This window comes from Nonomuraea sp. NPDC049486 (assembly GCF_040676925.1).
Taxonomy (GTDB): domain Bacteria; phylum Actinomycetota; class Actinomycetes; order Streptosporangiales; family Streptosporangiaceae; genus Nonomuraea; species Nonomuraea ferruginea.
Genome location: NZ_JBFAPV010000005.1, coordinates 199,464 through 219,586, shown reverse-complemented (window position 1 = coordinate 219,586; position 20,123 = coordinate 199,464). Strand labels below are relative to the sequence as shown.

The window sequence follows — 20,123 nt, the reverse complement described above, 5'->3', positions numbered from 1 at the left end:
CGGATCAGGGCGTGAAGAGCGCCCCGCCTGCCGACTTCATCAGGCACGCGTTCGAGTACATCCGGCCGAACGAGATCGGCTCGCCGCGCCACCGGCCCGTCACGACCACGGCGGCGGGCCGGAACTCGCGCGTGCAGGCGGCCTTCGAGCTGCCCACCAGCCGGGCCGGATCGCCGCCGGCCCGCGCCAGCAGCTTGCAGGCCGCGCTCGCCGACCGGTGGGTGCCGCCCGCCGGACGGCAGGTGAGCGTGGCCGTCCGCGTGGGACCGTTCTTCACCGTGACCAGGATCCGCAGGACCGCTCCCGGCGTGCTTGCCGCGACCGCCGGGGCCGGGACCGTCAGGAGGGACCCGCACAGCGCGATCGCGCCGAACGCCTTCATCATGATCTTTTCCCTTCGTAGCACACGGCATCAGAGGCTACGACGGAGAGTGACGACCGGGAGGGAGGCCCGCCGGGCGAGCCTCCCCAAAGGCAGGTCAAGCGGGGAGCGAGGCGACTCCCGGCGGCAGGAACCGTGACGGCGAGTGACCGGCGCGGTCCAGGTACGGGGTGATGCCGCCCAGGTGGAACGGCCAGCCGGCGCCCAGGATCATGCACAGGTCGATGTCCTGCGGCGCCGCCACGACGCCCTCGTCCAGCATGATCCGGATCTCCCCGGCCAGCGCCCTCAGCACGCGCACGCGTACCTGATCGGCGGTGGACGGCCCGTCCGCGACGCCGGAGCCGCCCGCGAACAGCGCGACCGCCTCCTCGTCCAGCGAGAAGTCCGGCCGGTACACGCCCGGCTTGCCGGCGGCGACCAGCTTGGCCAGGTTGGCCGAGACCCCGAACCGGTCGGGGAACGCCTCGTGCAGCGTCTCCGCCACGTGCAGGCCCACCGCCGGGCCGACGAGCTGCAGCAGCGCGAACGGCGTCATCGGCAGCCCGAGCCGGTCCAGCGCGTGCTCGGCCGTCTCCAGCGGGGTGCCCTCGTCCACGGCCCCGATGACCTCGCCCATGAACCGGGTGAGCAGCCGGTTGACGACGAACGCGGGGGCGTCCTTGACCAGCACCGACGACTTCTTCAGCGCCTTGCCGACGGTGAACGCGGTGGCCAGCGTGGCATCGTCGGTCGCGCCGCCCCTGACGATCTCCAGCAGCGGCATGACCGCGACCGGGTTGAAGAAGTGGAAGCCGACCAGCCGCTCCGGGTGCGCCAGGTCCTCGCCCATCGCGGTGACGCTCAGCGAGGAGGTGTTGGTGGCCAGCACGCAGTCGGCCCGCACCACGGCCTCCACCTCGGCGAACACCTGCTTCTTGACCGCCAGGTCCTCGAAGACCGCCTCGATCACGAAGTCGGCGTCGGCGAAGGCGTCCTTGGTCAGCGAGCCCGTCACCAGCGCCTTGAGCCGGTTGGCCTGGTCGGGCGAGACGCGGCCCTTGCCGGCCAGCTTGTCGACCTCGGCGTGCACGTACGAGACGCCCTTGTCGAGCCTGGCCTGGTCGAGGTCCGTCAGCACGACCGGGACCTGCAGCCGGCGGGCGAACAGCAGCGCCATCTGCGAGGCCATCAGGCCCGCGCCGACGACGCCGACCTTGGTGACCTTGCGCGCCAGCGACGCGTCCGGCGCGCCCGCGGGCCGCCTGGCCCGGCGCTGCACCAGGTCGAAGGAGTAGAGACCGGCCCGCAGCTCGTCGCTGAGCAGCAGGTCGGCGAGCGCCTCGTCCTCGGCGGCGAAGCCCTCGTCGCGGGAGGCGGTACGGGCCAGCGCGATCAGGTCGAGCGCCCGGTACGGCGCGGGAGCGGCGCCGTGCAGCTTCATGTCGACCAGGAAGCGGGCGTCGGCGACCGCCTTGTCCCAGTCGGCGGCGGTGTGGTCGGGGCGCTCGACCGTCACCTCGCCGGTGAGCACGCGGGCCGCCCAGCGCAGCGACTCCTCCAGGAAGTCGGCCGGCTCGAAGAGGGCGTCCGCGACGCCCAGCTCGAACGCCTCGCGGCCCCTGGTCATGCGGTTCTGCGCGAGCGGGTTCTCCACGATCAGCTTGATCGCGTTTGCCGGGCCTGTCAGGCGGGGGAGCAGCTGCGTGCCGCCCCAGCCCGGCACCAGGCCGAGCGAGCATTCCGGCAGCGCCACCGCGGGGACGCCCGAGGAGATCGTGCGGTAGGTGCAGTGCAGCGCCACCTCCAGGCCGCCGCCCATGGCCGCGCCGTTGACGAACGCGAACGACGGGACGTCCAGCTCGCCCAGCCGGCGGAACACGTGGTGGCCCAGGGCGCCGATCGCCAGCGCCTCCTCACGGGTGGTCAGCGCCGCCGCGCCCTTCAGGTCGGCGCCGACGCCGAACACGAACGGCTTGCCGGTGACGCCCACCGCCGCCAGGTCGGTCCGCTCGGCGATCTCCGACAGCGCGCCGTTGAGCGCGAACAGGCCGTGCGGGCCGAACGTGTTGGGCTTGGTGTGGTCGAAGCCGTTGTCGAGCGTGATCAGCGCCATCGTGCCCGCGCCGCCGGGCAGCTCCACGTCGCGGACCAGGGCCTTGGTGACGACCTCGTCCGTGGCCCGCTCGGTCAGCAGCGCGCGCCAGGTGTCCAGAGTGCTCATGCCAGGTTCTCCCAGATCACGGTGCCGCCCATGCCCATGCCGACGCACATGGTGGTGATGCCGTAGCGCACGTCGGGGCGCTCGCCGAACTGGCGGGCGAGCTGCGTCATCAGCCGTACGCCGGAGGAGGCCAGCGGGTGGCCGAACGCGATCGCGCCGCCGTACGGGTTCACCCGGGGGTCGTCGTCGGCGAGGCCGAAGTGTTCCAGGAAGGCGAGGACCTGGACGGCGAACGCCTCGTTGATCTCGATCAGCCCAATGTCCGACATTTCGAGATTCGCCAGGCGGAGGGCGCGCTCCGTGGACGGGATCGGGCCGACGCCCATGACCTCCGGGTCCACACCGGCGAACGCGTACGAGACGAGCCGCATCTTCGGCGTCAGGCCGAGCTCCGCGGCGACGTCGGCGGCCGCCACGACGCAGCCGGTCGCGCCGTCGTTGATGCCCGAGGAGTTGCCGGCCGTCACGTGGCCGTGCGGGCGGAACGGCGTCTTCAGCGTGCCCAGCGCCTCCAGGGTGGTGCCGGGACGCGGCGCCTCGTCCTGGGTGGCCAGGCCCCAGCCCTTCTCCGCCGTGCGCACCGCGGTCGGCACCAGGTCGGGCTGGATCTTGCCGTCCGCGTACGCCTTGGCCACCTTCTCCTGTGACAGCACCGCGTACGCGTCGGCGCGCTCCTTGGTGATCGTGGGATGGCGGTCGTGCAGGTTCTCCGCCGTCATGCCCATGACCAGGGCGCTCGGGTCGACCAGCTTCTCCGACAGGAACCGCGGGTTCGGGTCGACGCCCTCGCCCATCGGGTGGCGCCCCATGTGCTCGACGCCGCCCGCGATGGCCACGTCGTAGGCGCCGAAGGCGATGCCGCCGGCGACCGTGGTCACCGCGGTCATCGCGCCCGCGCACATCCGGTCGATCGCGTAGCCGGGCACGGACTTCGGCAGCCCGGCCAGCACCGCCGCCGAGCGGCCGATGGTCAGGCCCTGGTCGCCGATCTGGGTGGTGGCGGCGATGGCGACCTCGTCCACCCGCTCGGGCGGCAGGGCGGGGTTGCGCCGCATGAGTTCGCGGATGACGCGCACGACCAGGTCGTCAGCGCGGGTCTCCGCATACAGCCCCTTCGGCCCGGATCTGCCGAAAGGGGTGCGCACGCCGTCGACGAACACGACGTCACGAGAGGAAGGCACGGATCAGCTCCTCGTTGCTGGACAGCTTCCGCCCTTATGCTACTCATCAGTAACTACCGCGCACGCGACCCCCGCGGCGACCAGGGCGCAGATCACCACCGGATCGAGGTCCCACACCCTCCCCCTTACCCCCAGCACCCCGGTCACAGCCACCATCACCCCTGCTCTCCGTGTCACCGCCCGCACGCGCCCGAGGCGGGGACCCGCTCGATGCCTGGGCGCCCTCCCGCTCGTGGGGGCCTGAGGTCCGGCGGTGTTCCCGGCGAGCCGGGCGGGGTCCCAGGGGTCGCTGGGAGGTGTGCCCGGGTGGCCGACGCGCGCTGCCAGGTCACGGGCCCACCAGGCGGCGAAGCAGACCGCCGCTCCCGCCCCGGCCCAGCCGAGCGCCGTCATCGCGCTCTCCAGGACGGCGGCGAGCGCGGACTCCCCGAACAGGCCCGGCAGCGTGCCGCCGAGCAGCAGCACCACCGCCCACCCGCACGCCATGACCAGCCTGCCCACCGGCAGCAGCGGTGGGGGTGGCGGCACCGCGTACAGCTCCCGCTCCCGGCGCCGGGCGGCGCGCGCCCGCGACCCCCACACCACCTGCGTGACGGCCAGGGCGGCCAGCGCGCCGGCGAAGCACGCCAGCGAGAGCAGGGCGAGCGGCGCCGCCCACGCGCCGTCCGCCCGCTCGGCGAGCACCTGCGTGGCGGCCGGGAACAGGAGTGCGGCGGCCAGCGCCACACGGGCGCGGCGCCGCGCGTCCCGGACCCGCGCCCGCAGCGCCGCCACGGCCACGGCGCCGGGAGGGGGCGCGATCTCGCTCGTGAGCATGGTGGTCATGATGCGGGACAACGCTCCGTGACGTCCCGGTTTCGGCAAGCTGGAGTCACCGATCCACCCGACTCCCGAATCCGCGCCCAAGCGAGGCGGAATCGTCGGTGGTCCCGTCGGGTCGTGACCGGCCGTCTGTGTGAGTTGGGAACGTTGGGGGTGTCGTCAGGTTGTGACGCCGGCGTCCACGGGGATGGCGGCGCCGGTGATGTTGCGGCCGCCCTTGCCGGCCAGGTGGGCCACGGTCGCGGCGATGTCCTCCGGTGAGCAGTAGCGGCCCAGTGCGGTGTACGAGCGTTCCTCGTCGGCGCTCGGCCCGTCGGCCGGGTTCATCTCGGTGTCGGTGGAGCCGGGATGGACCAGGTTGGCCGTGATGCCGCGGGAGCCGAGGTCGCGGGCCAGCCCTTTGGTGAGGCCGACGAGCGCGGACTTGCTCATCGCGTACAGCGTCCAGTCCGGGTACGGGACGCGCTCGGCCAGGCTGCTGCCGATCATGATGATCCGCCCGCCGTCAGGCAGGTGCCGCGCCGCGGCCTGGGCCAGCACGAACGACGCGCGGGCGTGCACCGCGAGCACACGGTCCACCTCCTCAAGCGTGACATCCTCCAGTGGCCCGTACGGGGCGATGCCGGCGTTGCCGACCACCACGTCGAGCCGGCCCAGGGTGGCCACCGTGCGCTCGACCGCCGCCACCACCTCGCCCGCGTCCTCGGCCCTGGCCCTGATCGCCAGGGCACGCCGCCCCAGCGCCTCGGCCTCCGCGGCCACGGCCGCCGCCCGGCCGGCCTCGGCGGCGTACGTGATCGCCACGTCGAACCCGTCGGCGGCGAGCCGGCGGGCGATGGCGGCGCCGATCCCCCTGCTGCCTCCGGTGACCAGCGCGACCTTGCGTCCCATGATTCCTCCAATGAAGCGGAATGGATTCCGCTTGAGATAGTAACCGGAATCTATTCCGTTTGTCTCGGGTGGAAGGATGGACGCCGTGAGAAGCGAGCGCAGCGACGCCGCCCGCAACCGGGCGAAGATCCTCGCCGCCGCCGCCGGCATCGTCGCCGAGCAGGGGGTGGAGGGCCTGGCGATGGCGGAGGTCGCCGCCGCGGCAGGGGTCGGCGTCGGCACGCTCTACCGCCGCTTCGGCGACCGCTCCGGGCTCGCCTACGCGCTCATCGACGAGCGGGAGCGCGAGTTCCAGGCGGCCTTCGTCGGAGGGCCGCCGCCGCTCGGGCCGGGGGCGGAGCCGCGCGAGCGTATCCGCGCGTTCCTGCACGCCCTGCTGGAGCGTACGGTCGAGCAGCTCGACCTGCTGCTGATGGCCGAGACGGCCGCGCCGCTGGCCCGCTTCGGCGGCGCCTACCAGGCCCACCACGCCCACCTGGCGATGCTGGTCGCGCAGGCGGCGCCCGGCGCCGACGCCGCCCCGCTGGCCGACGCGCTGCTGGCGCCGTTCGCCGCGCCGCTGCTGGCGCACCGGCTGCGCGAGGGTGTGACGCCCGAGCGGGTCAGGTCCGCGCTCGACGCCCTCCTCGCCGGGATCCGCTGAAGGCCCTCCGGCGTCTCCGATGGTGGGACGTCGAGTCACGGCAGGGGCCGATGTGACTGTGAGTAGTCTTCGGGAAACGAGTGAAATATCCGGACAGATGTTGGTTAAATCTGTTATGAAAGGTTGCACTCCGTATTCGCACTAGAAGAGGTTCAGCGTGGCGCGCGACGACAACGACAGGCCATACGACGACGGGCAGGGCAGGCCGGTGAACCCGGACCTGACCGGCGATGTCCTGTCTCCGCGCTGGAGCACGGATGACACCGACGAGCAGCCCGCCATCCAGGTCTCGGGCAACGAGACGTACATCCTGCCCCCGGACGACACCCCCGCCGGCGACCCGTACCCGGCCAAGGACGAGCCCTCCTACCTCGACGCCCCGTACGCCGAGAGCGGCCCGTATGCCGAGGGCACCCAGTACGCCGAGGGCACCTCGTACGCCGAAAGCGGCCCGTACGCCGTGAGCGGCGGTTACACCGACGACCAGGGTGCCTCCTACATCGACGGCTACCCCGACTCCCAGGGTCCGGTGTACACCGACGCCTTCGCCGAGAGCGCGGCCGGCGAGTACGCGGGAGACGAGCCGAGCGACCCGCGCAGGCCCGCCGACGACCCGGATGGGGCCGGTTACCTGCCCCTCGACCGGGGCTACGAGGAGCCCGAGGAGGAGCCCAAGCGCGGGTTCCTCGGCTCCGGCTGGACCGGCTCCTCCGGCGACGGCGACGACCACGGCAAGGACTACGGCAAGGACTACGACAACGGCGACGGCGAGGTGCGGCGCCGCACCAGGCTGCTGCTGGCCGCCGCCGCGGCCGTGGTGGTGCTCGGCGTGGGCGGCGGCTGGATGCTCACCAGCACCTCCTCCGACGACCCCTGCGCGGGCGGGCGGTGCGCCTCCGTCAGCGACCTCAGCTCGCCCTCCGCCGACGAGGAGGCGGAGACGGACGTCCCCATCGAGGAGGCGACCGATACGGCCACTCCCGAGCCCGAGGTCTCCGAGACCCCCACCACCGCGCCCACGACGCAGACCAGGGTCCGCCCGACCCGGACGGCCTCGGCCGAACCGGAGCCCGAGCCCGAGCCCACCCGCACGCGGACCCGTGCCGCCGAGCCGGACCCGGAGCCGTCGAGCAGGGCCACCCGCGCGCCGGTCAACGAGATGAACGAGGCCAAGGTCAGTGCCCGGCCCGAGCCGGACCGGACGGAGGACACCGAGTCGAGCGCGCCGACCAGTGATCCCGTCACCGACATGCCGCAGCCGGAGGAGACCAGGCGAGGCCTGCTGGACATCCTGTTCCCCTGGGGCTGAGACGTGTAAGGATGCGGTTCCGGACGCTTGTTTTCCGGCATACTGGAAACCGTTTTCCTGGAGGGTCTCTTGGTCACGCTGGAAGACGTCGCCAAGCAGGCGGGCGTCTCGCTCGCGACCGCCTCGCGGGTGCTCAACGGCAGCACCCGCCAGGTGGGCGCCACGCTGCGGGCGCGCGTCGAGCGCGCCGCCGACGAACTGGGCTACCGCGCCAACATCGCCGCCCAGACGCTCGCCCGCGGCGCGAGCAACGTCATCGGCATCGTGGTGCATGACCTGACCGACCCGTACTTCGCGGCCCTGGCCGACGGCGCCATGCGGGCCGCCGCCGGTGAGGGCCTGCTGGTGATGGTCGGCACCACCCACCGCGACCCCGAGCAGGAGATCGCGTACGTGTCCACCCTGCACGCGCAGCGGGTCCGCGCCGTGCTGCTGGCCGGGTCCCGCATGGCCGACCCCGAGGTCACCGGCCGTTTGGCCGCCGAGCTCGCCGCCTACCGCGCGAGCGGCGGGCGGGTGGCCTGCGTCGGCCAGGACCTGCTGGGCGTGAACACCGTCGCGCCCGCCAACCGGGAAGGCTCCGCCGCCCTGGCCCGCGCGCTGGCCGGGCTCGGCCACACCCGCTTCGCCGTGCTCGCCGGGCCGCCCCACCTCATGACCGCCGCCGACCGGTGCGCCGGGTTCACCTCGGCCCTGCGGGAGCTGGGGCTGCCGGAGCCGCTCGTCCTGCACGGCCCGTTCGACCGCGACGGCGGTTACGCGGCGGCCCGGCGCACCGGCGACGCGACCTGCGTGTTCGCCGTCAACGACGTGATGGCCGTGGGCGCGCTCGCCGCCTACCGGGAGCACGGCATCCGGGTTCCGCAGGACGTGTCGGTGGCCGGTTTCGACGACATCGCCACGCTGCGTGACCAGGTGCCCGCGCTGACGACGGTCCGGCTGCCGCTGAAGGACATGGGCGCGCGGGCGCTGGAGCTGGCGCTGACGACCGACGAGGGCGTGGTCGTGGAGCGGGTGGCCGGCGAGGTCGTGCTCCGCGAGAGCGTCCGAGACCTGCGGTGACGGGAGAACCCACCTGATGCGACTGGCCTTCAGCACCCTGGGCATGCCGGGCGCCGGCCTGGACGAGGCGATCGAGACCGGCCTGCGGGCCGGCTGCGCGGGGCTGGAGCTGCGGCTGCATCCCGACACCGGCGTGCACGCGGGGCTCGGCGGCCCGGAGCGGCTGTCGGTGCGGCGGCGCGTCGAGGACGCCGGGCTGGAGATCGCCGCGCTCGCCGGCTACGTCGGCGTCTGCGAGCCGGCGGACGACGAGGCGGTGATCGGGGCGCTCCGCGCCGACCTGGAGCTGGCCGCCGACCTGGGCGCGCCGGCGGTGCGGGTGTTCCCGCGCGGCGACGATCCCGCGCTGGGCGCGCGCCGGCTCAAGGCGGTCTCCGGTACGGCGGCGGCGCTGGGCGTGCGGGTGCTGGTGGAGACCCACGACAAGATGGCCACCGGGGCCGCGGTGGCCGCCCTGCTGGCCGAGGCCGGCACCCCCGCGACGGCCGGCGCGCTCTGGGACCTGCTCCACCCGTGGCGCCACGGCGAGTCCCCGGCCGCCACGCTCGCCGCGCTCGGCCCGAGCCTGGCCTACGTCCAGGTCAAGGACGCGGTGTCGGCCGCCGACACCACCCCGGTGCCGATGGGGACCGGTTCCGTGCCGCTGGACGAGGCGGGCGAGCTGCTCCGCGCGGCCGGATACCGCGGCTGGGTGTCGCTGGAGTGGGAGCGCACCTGGTATCCGCAGGTCGCGCCGGTGGAGGAGATCCTGCCGGGGGCCGCCGCGTGGGTGCGGCGGTTCGGCGTCTAGACGATTGATTCCAAGGGGTGTGGGATATCCTTCTTCGCCGACGTGACGCACCAGATACTCGAACAAGACATCCACGCCAACGCGAATGACCTTCGAGTCATCGGGCGGAAGGTGATGGCGGGCATGCACGAGGAGATCATCGATGCCATCGAAGCGGGTAACCCCATCGCGGCGGCGGGCGCTGTCGACCGCCTCTTCGCGCGGCACCTGTGTGTGCCACGAGCCGTCGACGTCCGCGGCTGATACCGGCGACGTCGCCCCAGCCGCGCTGAGGGCCGGCGAGCCCTGCCTGGGAGCCGGCGAAGGTGCTCGCCGACCTGCCTGAAGGGGCAGCAGGGCTGGCGTACCGGGACGCGGGTGGCAGTCGAGCGCCTGGTCGAGGAGTGCGCGCGGGTCGACGTTCACGCGGGTTGACCAGGGACGACAAGGAGACAGCCGCGCAGACGCACATCACCGCCCCCGTACGGGGTAACCGGTACGGGATGCGGATCGAGGACTGGTTCCTGACCGAGGAGGAACGCGGCAACGGGGCGACCAGGCTCGGCCCGTGGACGACCGGCAACGACGTACGCCCGCTCGTCCACGGAGCGACCTATTTCGCCGAGCTGCGGGCCTGCGTCGAGCGGCTCGGCGAGGACGACCTGCTGCTGTTCGCCGACTGGCGCGGCGACCCCGACGAGCGCCTGACCCCCGATGGCCCGACCGTGGGCGAGGCGATGGCCGCGGCCGCGCGGCGCGGCGCCCTCGTACGTGGCCTCATCTGGCGCTCCCATATGGACCTGCTGCGTTTCAGCTCGGCCGAGAACCGCCGCCTCGGCAGGGAGATCGAGGACTCCGGCGGCCAGGCCCTGCTGGACACGCGGACCAAGCCGGGCGGCGCGCATCACCAGAAGTTCGTCATCCTGCGCCACGACGGCGACCCTGCCAGGGACGTCGCCTTCGTCGGCGGCATCGACCTGTGCCACAGCCGCCGCGACGACGCGGACCATCTGGGCGACCCGCAGAGCTGCCCCATGCCCGCCGTGTACGGCCACTGCCCGCCCTGGCACGACGTCCAGGTCGCCATCCACGGACCGGCCGTCGCCGAGGTGGAGGCGGTCTTCTGTGAACGCTGGGAGGACCCCGCCCCCGAGACCCGCGACCCGCTGCGCCGGCTGCGCGACCACATCGGCCGGCTGGACGACGCCCCGCCGCTGCCGAAGCCGGGTCCGCCTCCGCCGCCGGCCGGGCGGCACGCGGTGCAGTTATTGCGTACCTATCCGGCGCGGCACGACCGCTATCCGTTCGCGCCGGACGGCGAGCGCAGCATCGCCCGCGCCTACCGCAAGGTGCTGGCCCGCGCCCGCTCCATCGTCTATCTGGAGGACCAGTACCTGTGGTCCACCGACGTCATCGAGCCGTTCGCGGAGGCGCTGGAGCGCGAGCCCGGCCTGCGCATGATCGTCGTCGTGCCGCGCCATCCCGACCAGGACGGCCTGCTGGCCGGCCCCGCCAGCCTGATCGGCCGCGCGGACGCCCTGGCCCGGCTGCGCGCCGCCGGCGGCGACCGGGTCGCCGTCTACGACCTGGAGAACCACCGGGGCACGCCGATCTACGTGCACGCCAAGGCCTGCGTGGTGGACGACGTGTGGGCCACGGTCGGCTCCGACAACGTCAACCTGCGCTCGTGGACGTACGACTCGGAGCTGAGCTGCGCGGTGCTGGACGAGCGGGAGGACCCGCGTCCGCCGTACGGCGCGCTGCGCTTCGCCCGCGACCTGCGGCTGACCCTCATGGCCGAGCACCTGGACCTACCCGGCGGCGAGCAGGACAAGCTGTGCGATCCGGCCGCCGCCTTCGCGGCGTTCGCGCGGGCCGCGTCCCGGCTGGAGGAGTGGCACCGGGGCGGCGAGGAAGGGCCGCGCCCGCCGGGCCGGCTGCGCCCGCACCCGGAGCCCACCCTGTCGAGGCTGCAGAAGGCGCTGGCCATGCCCCTCTACCGGTTCGCGGTGGACCCGGACGGGCGGCCGGCCGAGCTTCGGCGGTCGGGCCGGTTCTGACCGCTGCTGGATGACTGATCCCACACCCCTTGGAATCAATCATCCAGACGGGGGCGCTTAGATGGGGGAATGTCCCAGCTGAGAAACAAGGTGCTCGTCGTCGGCATGGACGGCCTGCGCTTCGACCGGCTGCGCGCGCTGCGCCCGCCGGTCCTGACGTCGCTGATGTCCGCGGGCGCGTACGGCACGAGCCTGCTCCCGTACGGGGAGGAGGACGCGCCGCGGACGGAGTCGCCCGGCGAGGTCGTCCCCGAGCCGCCGGCGGAGCCGGCTCCGCCCGGGGAACGCGTGATCAGGGCGCGGACCGACTCCGGGCCTGGCTGGTCGTCGATCGCCAGCGGGGTGTGGCCGGACAAGCATGGCGTGGTGGACAACGGGTTCGCCGGAGCACAGTTCACGAAATATCCGGACTTCTTGTCGCGGGCGCAGGCCGCGCGCCCCGACCTGACGACGGCGGCGTTCTTCTCCTGGGCGGCCCTCGACGAGCACGGCGCCTTCGGCCGGACCATCGGCCACCGGCTCGTCCTCGACGGTTACGCGCTCACCTTCGCCGGCGCCGACAAGCAGGTCACCGCCGAGGCCGGGCGTCACCTGGCGGAGGCCGGCCCCGACCTGTCGTTCGTCTACCTGGGCGACACCGACGAGGTGGCGCACGAGCTGGGGCCGTTCTGCCCCGAGTACACCGCCGCGCTCATGACCCAGGACACCGCCCTGGGCGGCTTCCTCGACGCGATCCGCGCCCGGCCCTCGTACGCGGGGGAGCGGTGGACGGTTCTGGTGACCACCGACCACGGCCACGTCGACGAGGGCGGCCACGGCGGCGCCTCGGACGAGGAGCGGACGGTGTTCGTCATCGCCGCCCGGCTGGGCGCCGACCTGGGCGGCGTGCCGCTGGCCGGGCCGCGGCCGGTGGACGTGGGCCCGACGGCGCTGGCCCAGCTCGGCATCCCGGTGGACCCGGCGTGGGACCTGGACGGTGTGCCGCTGCCGATCTGATTGTTCATCAAGTGTTGAATTTATCGCCCACTAGGGGAAGACTCGTGTTCAGGGACCACGAGGGGCGGGAGGCCCGATGGTGCTTGACCTTTCCCAGGTGCGCGGCGGGATGCTGGCGGAAGCCGGCGGGAAGGCCGCCAACCTCGGCGAGCTGATCGGGGCGGGCCTGCCGGTGCCGCCGGGCTGGGTGGTGACCACCGACGCCTACCGGCGGGTCGCCGCCGAGGCGGGCCTGGACGGGCTGATCGCCGCCGGCGGTGACGGGCTGGCGGAGAAGGCCAGGGAACGGCTGCTCGCCACCCCCGTCCCGCCGGACATCGCGCGGGCCGTCGCCGTCGCGTACGAGAAGCTGCCGGCGGGCGCGGCGGTGGCGGTGCGGTCGTCGGCCACGGCCGAGGATTTGCCGCACGCCAGCTTCGCCGGTCAGCAGGACACCTACCTCAACGTGACGGGCGCCGAGGCGGTGCTCGACGCGGTGCGCCGCTGCTGGGCCTCGCTCTGGACCGACAGGGCCGTCGCCTACCGCGAGGCCAACGGCGTCGATCACGCCGGCGTCAGCCTGGCCGTCGTGGTGCAGGAGATGGTGGACGCCCGGGTGGCCGGCGTGATGTTCACCGCCAACCCGGTGACCGGCAGGCGGCACGAGGCGGTCATCGACGCCGCCCCCGGTCTCGGCGAGGCCGTCGTGTCGGGCGCGGTCAACCCCGACCGGTTCGTCGCCGACGCCCGCACCGGCGAGATCCGCGAGCGCCGCGCGGGCGACAAGCGGCTGCTCGTCCGGGCCCTGCCGGGCGGCGGCACCGAGCGGCTCGACACGCCGCCGCGCGACGGGTTCTGCCTCACCGACGACCAGGTGCGGGAGCTGGCCGCGCTGGGCGCCAGGGTCGAGGAGCACTACGGCGCCCCGCAGGACACCGAGTGGGCCATCGGCGCCGACGGCGGGCTGTGGCTGACCCAGGCCAGGCCGATCACCACCCTGTACCCGCTGCCCGAGCCCCGGGACGGCCTGCGGGTGTACTTCTCGTTCAACGTCGCGCAGGGCGTCATGGGCCCGCTCACGCCGCTGGGGCAGGCGACGATCAAGCTGCTCGCCTCCGGCGCCGCGGGCGCGTTCGGGCGCCCGCCCGCCGACCCGCGCGAGGGGCCGCCGGTGCTGGTCTCGGCGGGGGAGCGGCTCTGGATCGACATCACCACCCCGCTGCGCAGCCGCGCGGGACGGGTGATCCTGCCCCGGGTCATGCAGGTTGGTGAGGCCCGCACCGTGGCGCTGGTGCGCGAGCTGGCCGCCGACCCCCGGCTGCCGGTGACGCACACCTCGCGCCGCCCGCTCCTGCGGGCCGCCGCCCACTTCGGCCGCCGCCTGCGGGTCCCCGCCAAGGTGCTGCGGGCGCTCACCCGCCCGGAACGCGCGCTCGCGTACACCCGCAAGCTCGGCGAGGACCTCGACGGGCACCTGCGGCTGCCCGAGACGGCCACGCCCGCCGACCGGTTGCGGCACGCCCAGCGGATGCTCGGCGGCGCCTTTCCCGCGATCGTCTCGATCATGCCGACGGCGCTCACCGGATACGGGCTGTACGCGCTGGCCGCCAGGCTGTCCGGAACGCCGCTGGGGGAGATGCAGGAGGTGCTGCGCAGCGTCCCGAACAACCCGACCACCGAGATGGACCTGGAGCTGTGGCGGCTCGCCACGCGCATCGAGCCGGAGGTGTTCCGGCGCGAGCCGGTCGCCGAGCTGGTCCGCCGCTACCGCGCCGGCACGCTGCCTCCCGTCGCCCAGCGCGAGATCACCGCGTTCCTCGGCCTGTACGGGCACCGCGGCGTCGCCGAGATCGACATCGGCGTGCCCCGCTGGTCGGAGGAGCCGGGCCACATCCTCGGCGCGCTGGCCAACTACCTGCGCATGGACGCGGACGCCGACCACGCCCCGGCCGCGCTGTTCGCCAGGGGCGAGGTGGCGGCCCGGCGGGCGGTGGACGAGGCCGTGGCCGCCGCCCGCCGCCGCGGCCGGCTCCGCGCGGCCGTCGTGCGGTTCGCCCTGGGCCGCGCCCGGCAGTTCGCCGGGCTCCGCGAGCTGCCCAAGTTCTACGCGGTCAAGGCCATCGCGGGCGTACGGGCGAGCCTGCTGGAGGTGGGCGGCCACCTGGTGGGCGAGGGCGTGCTGGACTCGGCGCAGGACGTGTTCTTCCTGGACTTCGCCGAGCTGGAGGCGGCGGTGGCCGGGAAGGGCGGTGCCGTGCGGGAGACCGTCGCCGCCCGCCGGGCCGTCCACGAGCGGGAGCGCCGCCGCAGGCACGTGCCGCGGGTCATGCTGTCGGACGGCACCGAGCCCGAGGCGGCGATGGCCGGCGCGGCGCCGGAGGGGGCGATCACCGGCACCCCCGCCTCGTCGGGCACCGTCACGGGGACGGCGCGGGTGGTGCTCGACCCGGTCGGCGCCCAGCTGGAGCCCGGCGAGATCCTGGTCTGCCCGTCCACCGACCCCGGCTGGACGCCGCTGTTCCTCACCGCGGGCGGCCTGGTCATGGAGATGGGCGGCGCCATGTCGCACGGCGCGGTGGTGGCGCGGGAGTACGGCATCCCCGCCGTCGTCGGCGTCCCCGACGCCACCCACCGCATCGCGTCAGGCGCTCAGGTCACGGTGAACGGCGCTGCCGGCACGGTCACCACGCCCGCGTAGCGCTCCTTCATCGTGGCCACCACCTCGTCAGGGTCCGCCGCCCAGACGTCGGCGTTGAAGATCTCCACCTCGACGTCGCCGGCGTATCCGGCGGCGGCCACCGCCCGGGTGATCGGCGGGAAGTCGATCACCCCGTCGCCCATCATGCCCCGGCCCAGCAGCACGTCAGCCGGCAGCGGGTGCAGGTAGTCGCACACCTGGTAGGAGGCGATCCGCCGGCCCGCCCTGGCGATCTGCTCGTGGAGCGCCGGGTCCCACCACACATGGAAGGTGTCGACCACCACGCCGACCTGCTCCTCCGGGTACGGCAGCGCCAGGTCGAGCGCCTGCCCGAGCGTGGAGAGCACGGCCCGGTCCGGGCAGTAGACCGGGTGCAGCGGCTCCAGGGCCAGCTTCACGCCGCGCTCTCCCGCGTACGGGGCCAGCGAGGCGAGGGCCTCGGCCACCCGCTCCCGCGCCCCCGCGACATCGCGCGAGAACCCGGCCGGCAGCGGCTCGCCCGGCCGCACCCCCGGCAGCCCGCCGACCACCATCACCAGGCAGGCCGCGCCCAGCTCGGCGGCCTCGTCGACGGCCCGCCGGTTGTCCTCCAGCGCCTCCGCGAACGCCCGCCGGCCCTCCTCGCCGGGCAGCCCGCCCGCCGTCAGGAAGCCGCCCCGGCACAGCGACGAGACTCGCAGCCCGGCCTCGCGCACCAGCTTGGCGCTGCGCGCGAGCCCCGTCTCGGCCACCTTCTCCCGCCACAGGCCGACGGCCTCCAGCCCGTGCCTGGCGCAGCCGTCGACCGCCTCGGGCAGCGACCACCGCCGTGTCGTCCACTGGTTCAGCGACAGGCTCACAGCCCGTTCACCTCCAGCAGCGCCCGCATCCGGCGCACCGCGAGCTCCTGGTCGGCCAGCAGCCCCGCCCGGTCGGCCAGCCGGAACACCTCCGCCAGATGCGTCAGCGACCGGGCCGACTGCGCGCCGTTCACCATCGCGAACGCGTCCTGGTGCCCGTTCAGCCACGCCAGGAACACGATCCCGGTCTTGTAATGGAACGTCGGCGTCTCGAAGATCTTGCGTGACAACGGCACCGTCGGCGCCAGGATCTCCTCGTACGAGGCCAGCAGCCGGTCCCTGTCCGGCCCGGCGGGCGCGGCCTCGGCGGCGTCCAGCGCCCGCAGCGCCGCGGCGGCGGCCGGGGCGATCGCGTCGAAGATGCCCAGCAGCGCGTGCGAGCCCGTCCTGATCAGCGACGGATAGTTGAAGTCGTCGCCGGTGTAGAGCCTGACGCCCGCGGGCAGCGCGGCGCGCAGCCGCACCTCGTGCTCCTCGTCCAGCAGCGACACCTTCACCCCGTCCACCATCGGGGCGTGCGCGTGGACCAGCTCCAGGAACGACTCCGTGGCCGCCGCGACGTCGCGCGCCCCCCAGTAGCCGGCCAGCTGGGGGTCGAACATCTCGCCCAGCCAGTGCAGGATCACCGGCCGGTCCGCCAGCCCGAACAGCTTCCCGTACACCCGGTGGTAGTCCTTCGGGCCGTCCGCCACCCGGGCGAGCTGCCGCGACGCCATGATGATCACTCCGGCGCCGGTCTCCTGGACGGTCTCCACCTGTTCGGCGTACGCGGCGACGATGGCGTCCAGGTCGTCCGCGCCGGGCGCGTGATCGGTCCCGGCGCCGCACGCGACCAGCTCCGCCGGGTCGCCGAGCGTCCGCGCCTCGGCGGCGCTGCGCCTGATCAGCTCACGGGTGGCGGCCCAGTCCAGGCCCATGTTGCGCTGCGCGGTGTCCATCGCGTCGGCCACCCGCAGCCCGTACGACCACAGATGGCGGCGGAAGCGCAGCGTGGCTTCCCAGTCGACGGCGGCGGGCGCGCCGGGGGTGTTGTCGCCGAGCGGGTCGGCCACCACGTGCGCGGCCGCGTACACCACGCGGCTGGTGGCGGGGCCGCCGCCGGCCGGCCAGGTCACCGGCTCGCTCAGCGTGTACGGGCCGCCGGGCAGGTCGATCCTCACAGCTGCGGCACCTCGATCCTGCGGCCCTCCGCCGACGAACGCAGGCCCAGCTCGGCCAGCTGCACGCCGCGCGCGCCCGACGCGAAGTCGTACGGGAACGGCGCGTCCTCCAGGACGTGGCGGACGTACAGCTCCCACTGGATCTTGAAGCCGTTGTCGAACTCGGCGTTGTCGGGCACCGTCTGCCAGTCGTCGCGGAAGCGGGCGGTCACCGGCAGGTCGGGGTTCCACACCGGCTTGGGGGTGGCGGCGCGATGCTGCGCCCGGCAGTCGCGCAGGCCCGCGACGGCGCTGCCGTGGGTGCCGTCCACCTGGAACTCCACCAGCTCGTCCCGGTTGACGCGGACCGTCCAGGAGGAGTTGATCTGCGCGACGACGCCGCCCTCCAGCTCGAAGATCCCGTAGGCGGCGTCGTCGGCCGTGGCCGCGTAGCGGTCGCCCCGCTCGTCCACCCGCTCGGGGATGTGCGTGGCGGCGTGCGCGTACACCGAGGTGACCCGGCCGAAGAGGTTCTCCATCACGTAGTGCCAGTGCGGGAACATGTCGAGCACGATGCCGCCGCCGTCCTCCGACCGGTAGTTCCACGACGGGCGCTGCGCCTCCTGCCAGTCGCCCTCGAACACCCAGTAGCCGAACTCGCCGCGCACCGACAGGATCCGGCCGAAGAAGCCGCCGTCGACCAGGCGCTTGAGCTTCAGCAGACCCGGCAGGAACAGCTTGTCCTGCACCACGCCGTTCTTGACGCCCTTGGCCGCGGCGGCCTCCGCCAGCGCGACCGCCTCCTGCACCGACTCGGCGGTGGGCTTCTCGGCGTAGATGTGCTTGCCCGCGTCGATGGCCTTGAGCACGGCCTTGACCCGGGCCGAGGTGACCTGGGCGTCGAAGTAGATCAGGTTGCCGTCGTCGGCCAGCGCGGCGTCGAGGTCGGTGGTGTGGTCGGGGATGCCGTGGGCGGCCGCGATCCGGGCGAGCTTGTCGGCGTTCCTGCCGACGAGCACCGGCCTGAGGGTGACCCTGCTGCCGTCGGAGAGCGTCACACCGCCCTGTTCGTTGATCGCCAAAACGGAGCGGACCAGATGCTGCCGGTAGCCCATCCGTCCGGTGACGCCGTTCATGATGACGCCGATGGTGCGCACGCTCATGGGGATCCTTTCGGGGAAAGCGCTTTCCCGAACCGTACGGCGGAGCCGCCTGAGGCGTCAAGAGCCGCTCAGTCCTCGCTCGCGAGCTCCAGCCTGGCCAGCGCCTTCGCGATCGGGTGGGCGGTGAGTGAGAGCTGCCACTCGCGGGCGCCGAGCTTGCGCAGGCGGGCGGCGACGCTCTCGTCGGTGATGTCCTCAGGCGGCTCCCACGTGAGCCTGCGCACCGCGTCGGGCTGCAGCAGGTTCTCCGTGGGCATGCGGTGCTCCTCGGCCAGCGCGGCCACCACGGCGCGCGCCGCCGCGAGCCGCTTGGCGGCGGCCGGGTCGCGGTCGGGCCAGCGGTTGGCCGGCGGCGGCCCGTCGCCGGGCGTGCTCGGCTGCGGGAGCTGGCTGTCGGGCAGGTTGCGCGCCCTGGCCACGGCGGCCAGCCAGTCGTTCATGTGGCGGCGGGCGCTGCGCCCGGTGAAGGCGGTGATCTCGGTGAGCGCCTTCTTGGTGCGGGGGACCTCCAGCGCGGCCGTCACGATCGCGGCGTCGGGCAGCACCCGGCCGGGGGCCAGGTCGTTCTCGCTGGCGATCCGGTCGCGCATGGTCCACAGCTCGCGCACGATGGCCAGGGCGCGCACGTTGCGCACCTTGTGGATGCCCGACGTGCGCCGCCACGGGTCGGCCCGCGGCATCGGCGGCGGCGTGTTGAGCACCGCCTCGAACTCCTCGCGCGCCCACTCCAGCTTGCCGGCCTCCGCCAGCTCGCGGTGGAGCGCGTCACGGAGCTCCACCAGCACCTCCACGTCGAGCGCGGCGTAGCGCAGCCACGCCTCGGGCAGCGGCCTGGTCGACCAGTCGGCGGCCGAATGCCCCTTCTCCAGCCGCAGGCCCAGCACGGTCTCCACCATCGTGCCGAGCCCCACCCGCTCGTAGCCGAGCAGCCGGCCCGCCAGCTCGGTGTCGAAGATGTAGCGCGGCCGGAAGCCCAGCTCCAGCAGGCACGGCAAATCCTGGGACGCGGCGTGCAGCACGATCTCCGTCTCGGCGACGGCCGCGTCGAGCCCCGACAGGTCGGGGCAGGAGACCGGGTCGATCAGCGCGGTGCCGGCGCCCTCGCGGCGCAGCTGCACGAGGTAGGCGCGGTTGCCGTAGCGGTAGCCGGAGGCGCGCTCGGCGTCGACGGCCACCGGCCCGGAGCCGGAGGCGAACGCCTCGACGGTGCGGGAGTAGGCGGCGTCGTCGGCCACGATCGGCGGGATGCCGTCGCGCGGCTCCAGGAGCGGGACGACGGTTCTCTCTTCGGTCATGAGGTCACCGCCCTCGTGACACCGGTGCTGTGTTGTCTGGTGCCCTCACGTCGTTCGGTCACTCTCCGGATCTTCGGGTCTGCGGGGCATGGCGGCCACGTCAGGGGGAAGCGGCGGGATCCCGGCAGCCACGCACATGAGGTCGCACCAGGCGGCGACATGTCCGGACAGATCCTCCTGCGCGGGGGACCAGGACGCCCGCAGCTCGAGCTCGGTGGTGACCGGATCGTCGGCCTTGTTGCCGAAACCCTCGGACACCGCTCTTGTCACGGTACCGCCGGCGGCGGAGTAGTCGGCGTGGTGAGCGTCGAGCGCTTCGGTCAGCCAGCTCCACGCGACCGGCCCGAGCATCGGGTCGGAGGTGATCTCCGGCTCCATGTCGGCCCGCACGTAGGCCACCAGCCGGAACGGCCCGTCCCAGCCGCGCTGGCCGTCGGGGTCGTAGAGCAGGATCAGCCGGCCGACCGCCAGCTCGTCGTCGTCGCGGTAGACCGAGGCGCCGATGGCCGCCGAGTGGGGGGCCAGGCGCTGCGGCGCGGGCAGATCCTCCAGCTCGATCTCCGGCCTGACCTCGGCCGGACGCAGGCTCTCGACCGCGCGGAGGAACGCCGCGGGAGCCGACGGCCCGTCACCGAGGGTCATAGTCGAAGAGTAGGCCGGAGCGGGACGGAAGGGGACCACGGGGGTGCTCA

At 73.8% G+C, this 20,123-nt stretch carries 18 protein-coding genes; 8 read left to right on the top strand and 10 right to left on the bottom strand.

Annotated elements, in window-relative coordinates:
- Positions 1-4: 4 nt before the first annotated feature.
- The 5 genes from AB0K05_RS17100 to AB0K05_RS17080 form a co-directional block, all read right to left on the bottom strand.
- Positions 5-385, bottom strand: coding sequence for an SSI family serine proteinase inhibitor (locus AB0K05_RS17100; protein ID WP_148030347.1), 381 nt, complete (start codon positions 383-385; stop codon positions 5-7).
- Between the two features lie 94 nt (positions 386-479).
- Complete coding sequence (locus AB0K05_RS17095; RefSeq protein WP_364229981.1) at positions 480-2,585, bottom strand: 3-hydroxyacyl-CoA dehydrogenase NAD-binding domain-containing protein; 2,106 nt, start codon at positions 2,583-2,585, stop codon at positions 480-482.
- Positions 2,582-3,766, bottom strand: a complete 1,185-nt coding sequence (locus AB0K05_RS17090) for a thiolase family protein (protein ID WP_219543167.1) — start codon at positions 3,764-3,766, stop codon at positions 2,582-2,584. Before AB0K05_RS17090 ends, AB0K05_RS17095 begins: the two co-directional genes overlap by 4 nt.
- Before the next feature lie 39 nt (positions 3,767-3,805).
- Positions 3,806-4,591, bottom strand: coding sequence for a hypothetical protein (locus tag AB0K05_RS17085; RefSeq protein ID WP_364229979.1), 786 nt, complete (start codon positions 4,589-4,591; stop codon positions 3,806-3,808).
- A gap of 156 nt (positions 4,592-4,747) precedes the next feature.
- The gene (locus AB0K05_RS17080; protein WP_271277587.1) at positions 4,748-5,479 is read right to left on the bottom strand and encodes an SDR family oxidoreductase; all 732 of its coding nucleotides are present in this window, start codon (positions 5,477-5,479) and stop codon (positions 4,748-4,750) included.
- 76 nt (positions 5,480-5,555) lie between these two features.
- On the opposite strand from AB0K05_RS17080, the gene AB0K05_RS17075 reads away from it, so the two are divergent.
- The 8 genes from AB0K05_RS17075 to AB0K05_RS17040 all read left to right on the top strand — a co-directional run bounded on the left by AB0K05_RS17075 (position 5,556) and on the right by AB0K05_RS17040 (position 14,995).
- Positions 5,556-6,122 (top strand): TetR family transcriptional regulator, encoded by a 567-nt coding sequence (locus tag AB0K05_RS17075; RefSeq protein ID WP_364229977.1) that lies wholly within the window; start codon positions 5,556-5,558, stop codon positions 6,120-6,122.
- 157 nt (positions 6,123-6,279) lie between these two features.
- Positions 6,280-7,431 carry a hypothetical protein gene (locus AB0K05_RS17070; protein WP_364229975.1) on the top strand — a complete coding sequence of 384 codons (1,152 nt, stop codon included), beginning with the start codon at positions 6,280-6,282 and terminating at the stop codon, positions 7,429-7,431.
- Between the two features lie 69 nt (positions 7,432-7,500).
- Complete coding sequence (locus AB0K05_RS17065) at positions 7,501-8,493, top strand: LacI family DNA-binding transcriptional regulator (protein WP_148030353.1); 993 nt, start codon at positions 7,501-7,503, stop codon at positions 8,491-8,493.
- A 16-nt stretch (positions 8,494-8,509) separates the two neighbouring features.
- Positions 8,510-9,283 (top strand): sugar phosphate isomerase/epimerase family protein, encoded by a 774-nt coding sequence (locus AB0K05_RS17060; protein WP_364229973.1) that lies wholly within the window; start codon positions 8,510-8,512, stop codon positions 9,281-9,283.
- 42 nt (positions 9,284-9,325) lie between these two features.
- Positions 9,326-9,526 carry a hypothetical protein gene (locus tag AB0K05_RS17055; protein ID WP_364229971.1) on the top strand — a complete coding sequence of 67 codons (201 nt, stop codon included), beginning with the start codon at positions 9,326-9,328 and terminating at the stop codon, positions 9,524-9,526.
- Between the two features lie 167 nt (positions 9,527-9,693).
- Positions 9,694-11,322 carry a phospholipase D-like domain-containing protein gene (locus AB0K05_RS17050; RefSeq protein WP_364229969.1) on the top strand — a complete coding sequence of 543 codons (1,629 nt, stop codon included), beginning with the start codon at positions 9,694-9,696 and terminating at the stop codon, positions 11,320-11,322.
- A 69-nt stretch (positions 11,323-11,391) separates the two neighbouring features.
- Positions 11,392-12,318 (top strand): alkaline phosphatase family protein, encoded by a 927-nt coding sequence (locus AB0K05_RS17045; protein WP_271277592.1) that lies wholly within the window; start codon positions 11,392-11,394, stop codon positions 12,316-12,318.
- A gap of 76 nt (positions 12,319-12,394) precedes the next feature.
- On the top strand, positions 12,395-14,995 hold the full coding sequence (locus AB0K05_RS17040) for a PEP/pyruvate-binding domain-containing protein (RefSeq protein WP_364229967.1): 2,601 nt from the start codon (positions 12,395-12,397) through the stop codon (positions 14,993-14,995).
- On the opposite strand, the gene AB0K05_RS17035 is transcribed toward AB0K05_RS17040, so the two are convergent.
- The 5 genes from AB0K05_RS17035 to AB0K05_RS17015 all read right to left on the bottom strand — a co-directional run bounded on the left by AB0K05_RS17035 (position 14,947) and on the right by AB0K05_RS17015 (position 20,073).
- A complete protein-coding gene (locus AB0K05_RS17035; RefSeq protein ID WP_364229965.1) occupies positions 14,947-15,834 on the bottom strand; it encodes a sugar phosphate isomerase/epimerase in 888 nt (295 codons plus the stop codon). The two genes, AB0K05_RS17040 and AB0K05_RS17035, sit on opposite strands and share 49 nt — an antisense overlap.
- Positions 15,831-16,994 carry a dihydrodipicolinate synthase family protein gene (locus AB0K05_RS17030; RefSeq protein ID WP_364229963.1) on the bottom strand — a complete coding sequence of 388 codons (1,164 nt, stop codon included), beginning with the start codon at positions 16,992-16,994 and terminating at the stop codon, positions 15,831-15,833. Before AB0K05_RS17030 ends, AB0K05_RS17035 begins: the two co-directional genes overlap by 4 nt.
- Entirely contained in the window at positions 16,991-18,136 is a 1,146-nt protein-coding gene (locus AB0K05_RS17025) for a Gfo/Idh/MocA family oxidoreductase (protein WP_364229961.1), read from the bottom strand. The genes AB0K05_RS17030 and AB0K05_RS17025 overlap by 4 nt, the downstream gene beginning before the upstream one ends.
- 68 nt (positions 18,137-18,204) lie before the next feature.
- Positions 18,205-19,431, bottom strand: a complete 1,227-nt coding sequence (locus AB0K05_RS17020) for a ribonuclease D (RefSeq protein ID WP_364229959.1) — start codon at positions 19,429-19,431, stop codon at positions 18,205-18,207.
- A 45-nt stretch (positions 19,432-19,476) separates the two neighbouring features.
- Complete coding sequence (locus AB0K05_RS17015) at positions 19,477-20,073, bottom strand: DUF3000 domain-containing protein (protein WP_364229957.1); 597 nt, start codon at positions 20,071-20,073, stop codon at positions 19,477-19,479.
- Positions 20,074-20,123 lie beyond the last annotated feature (50 nt).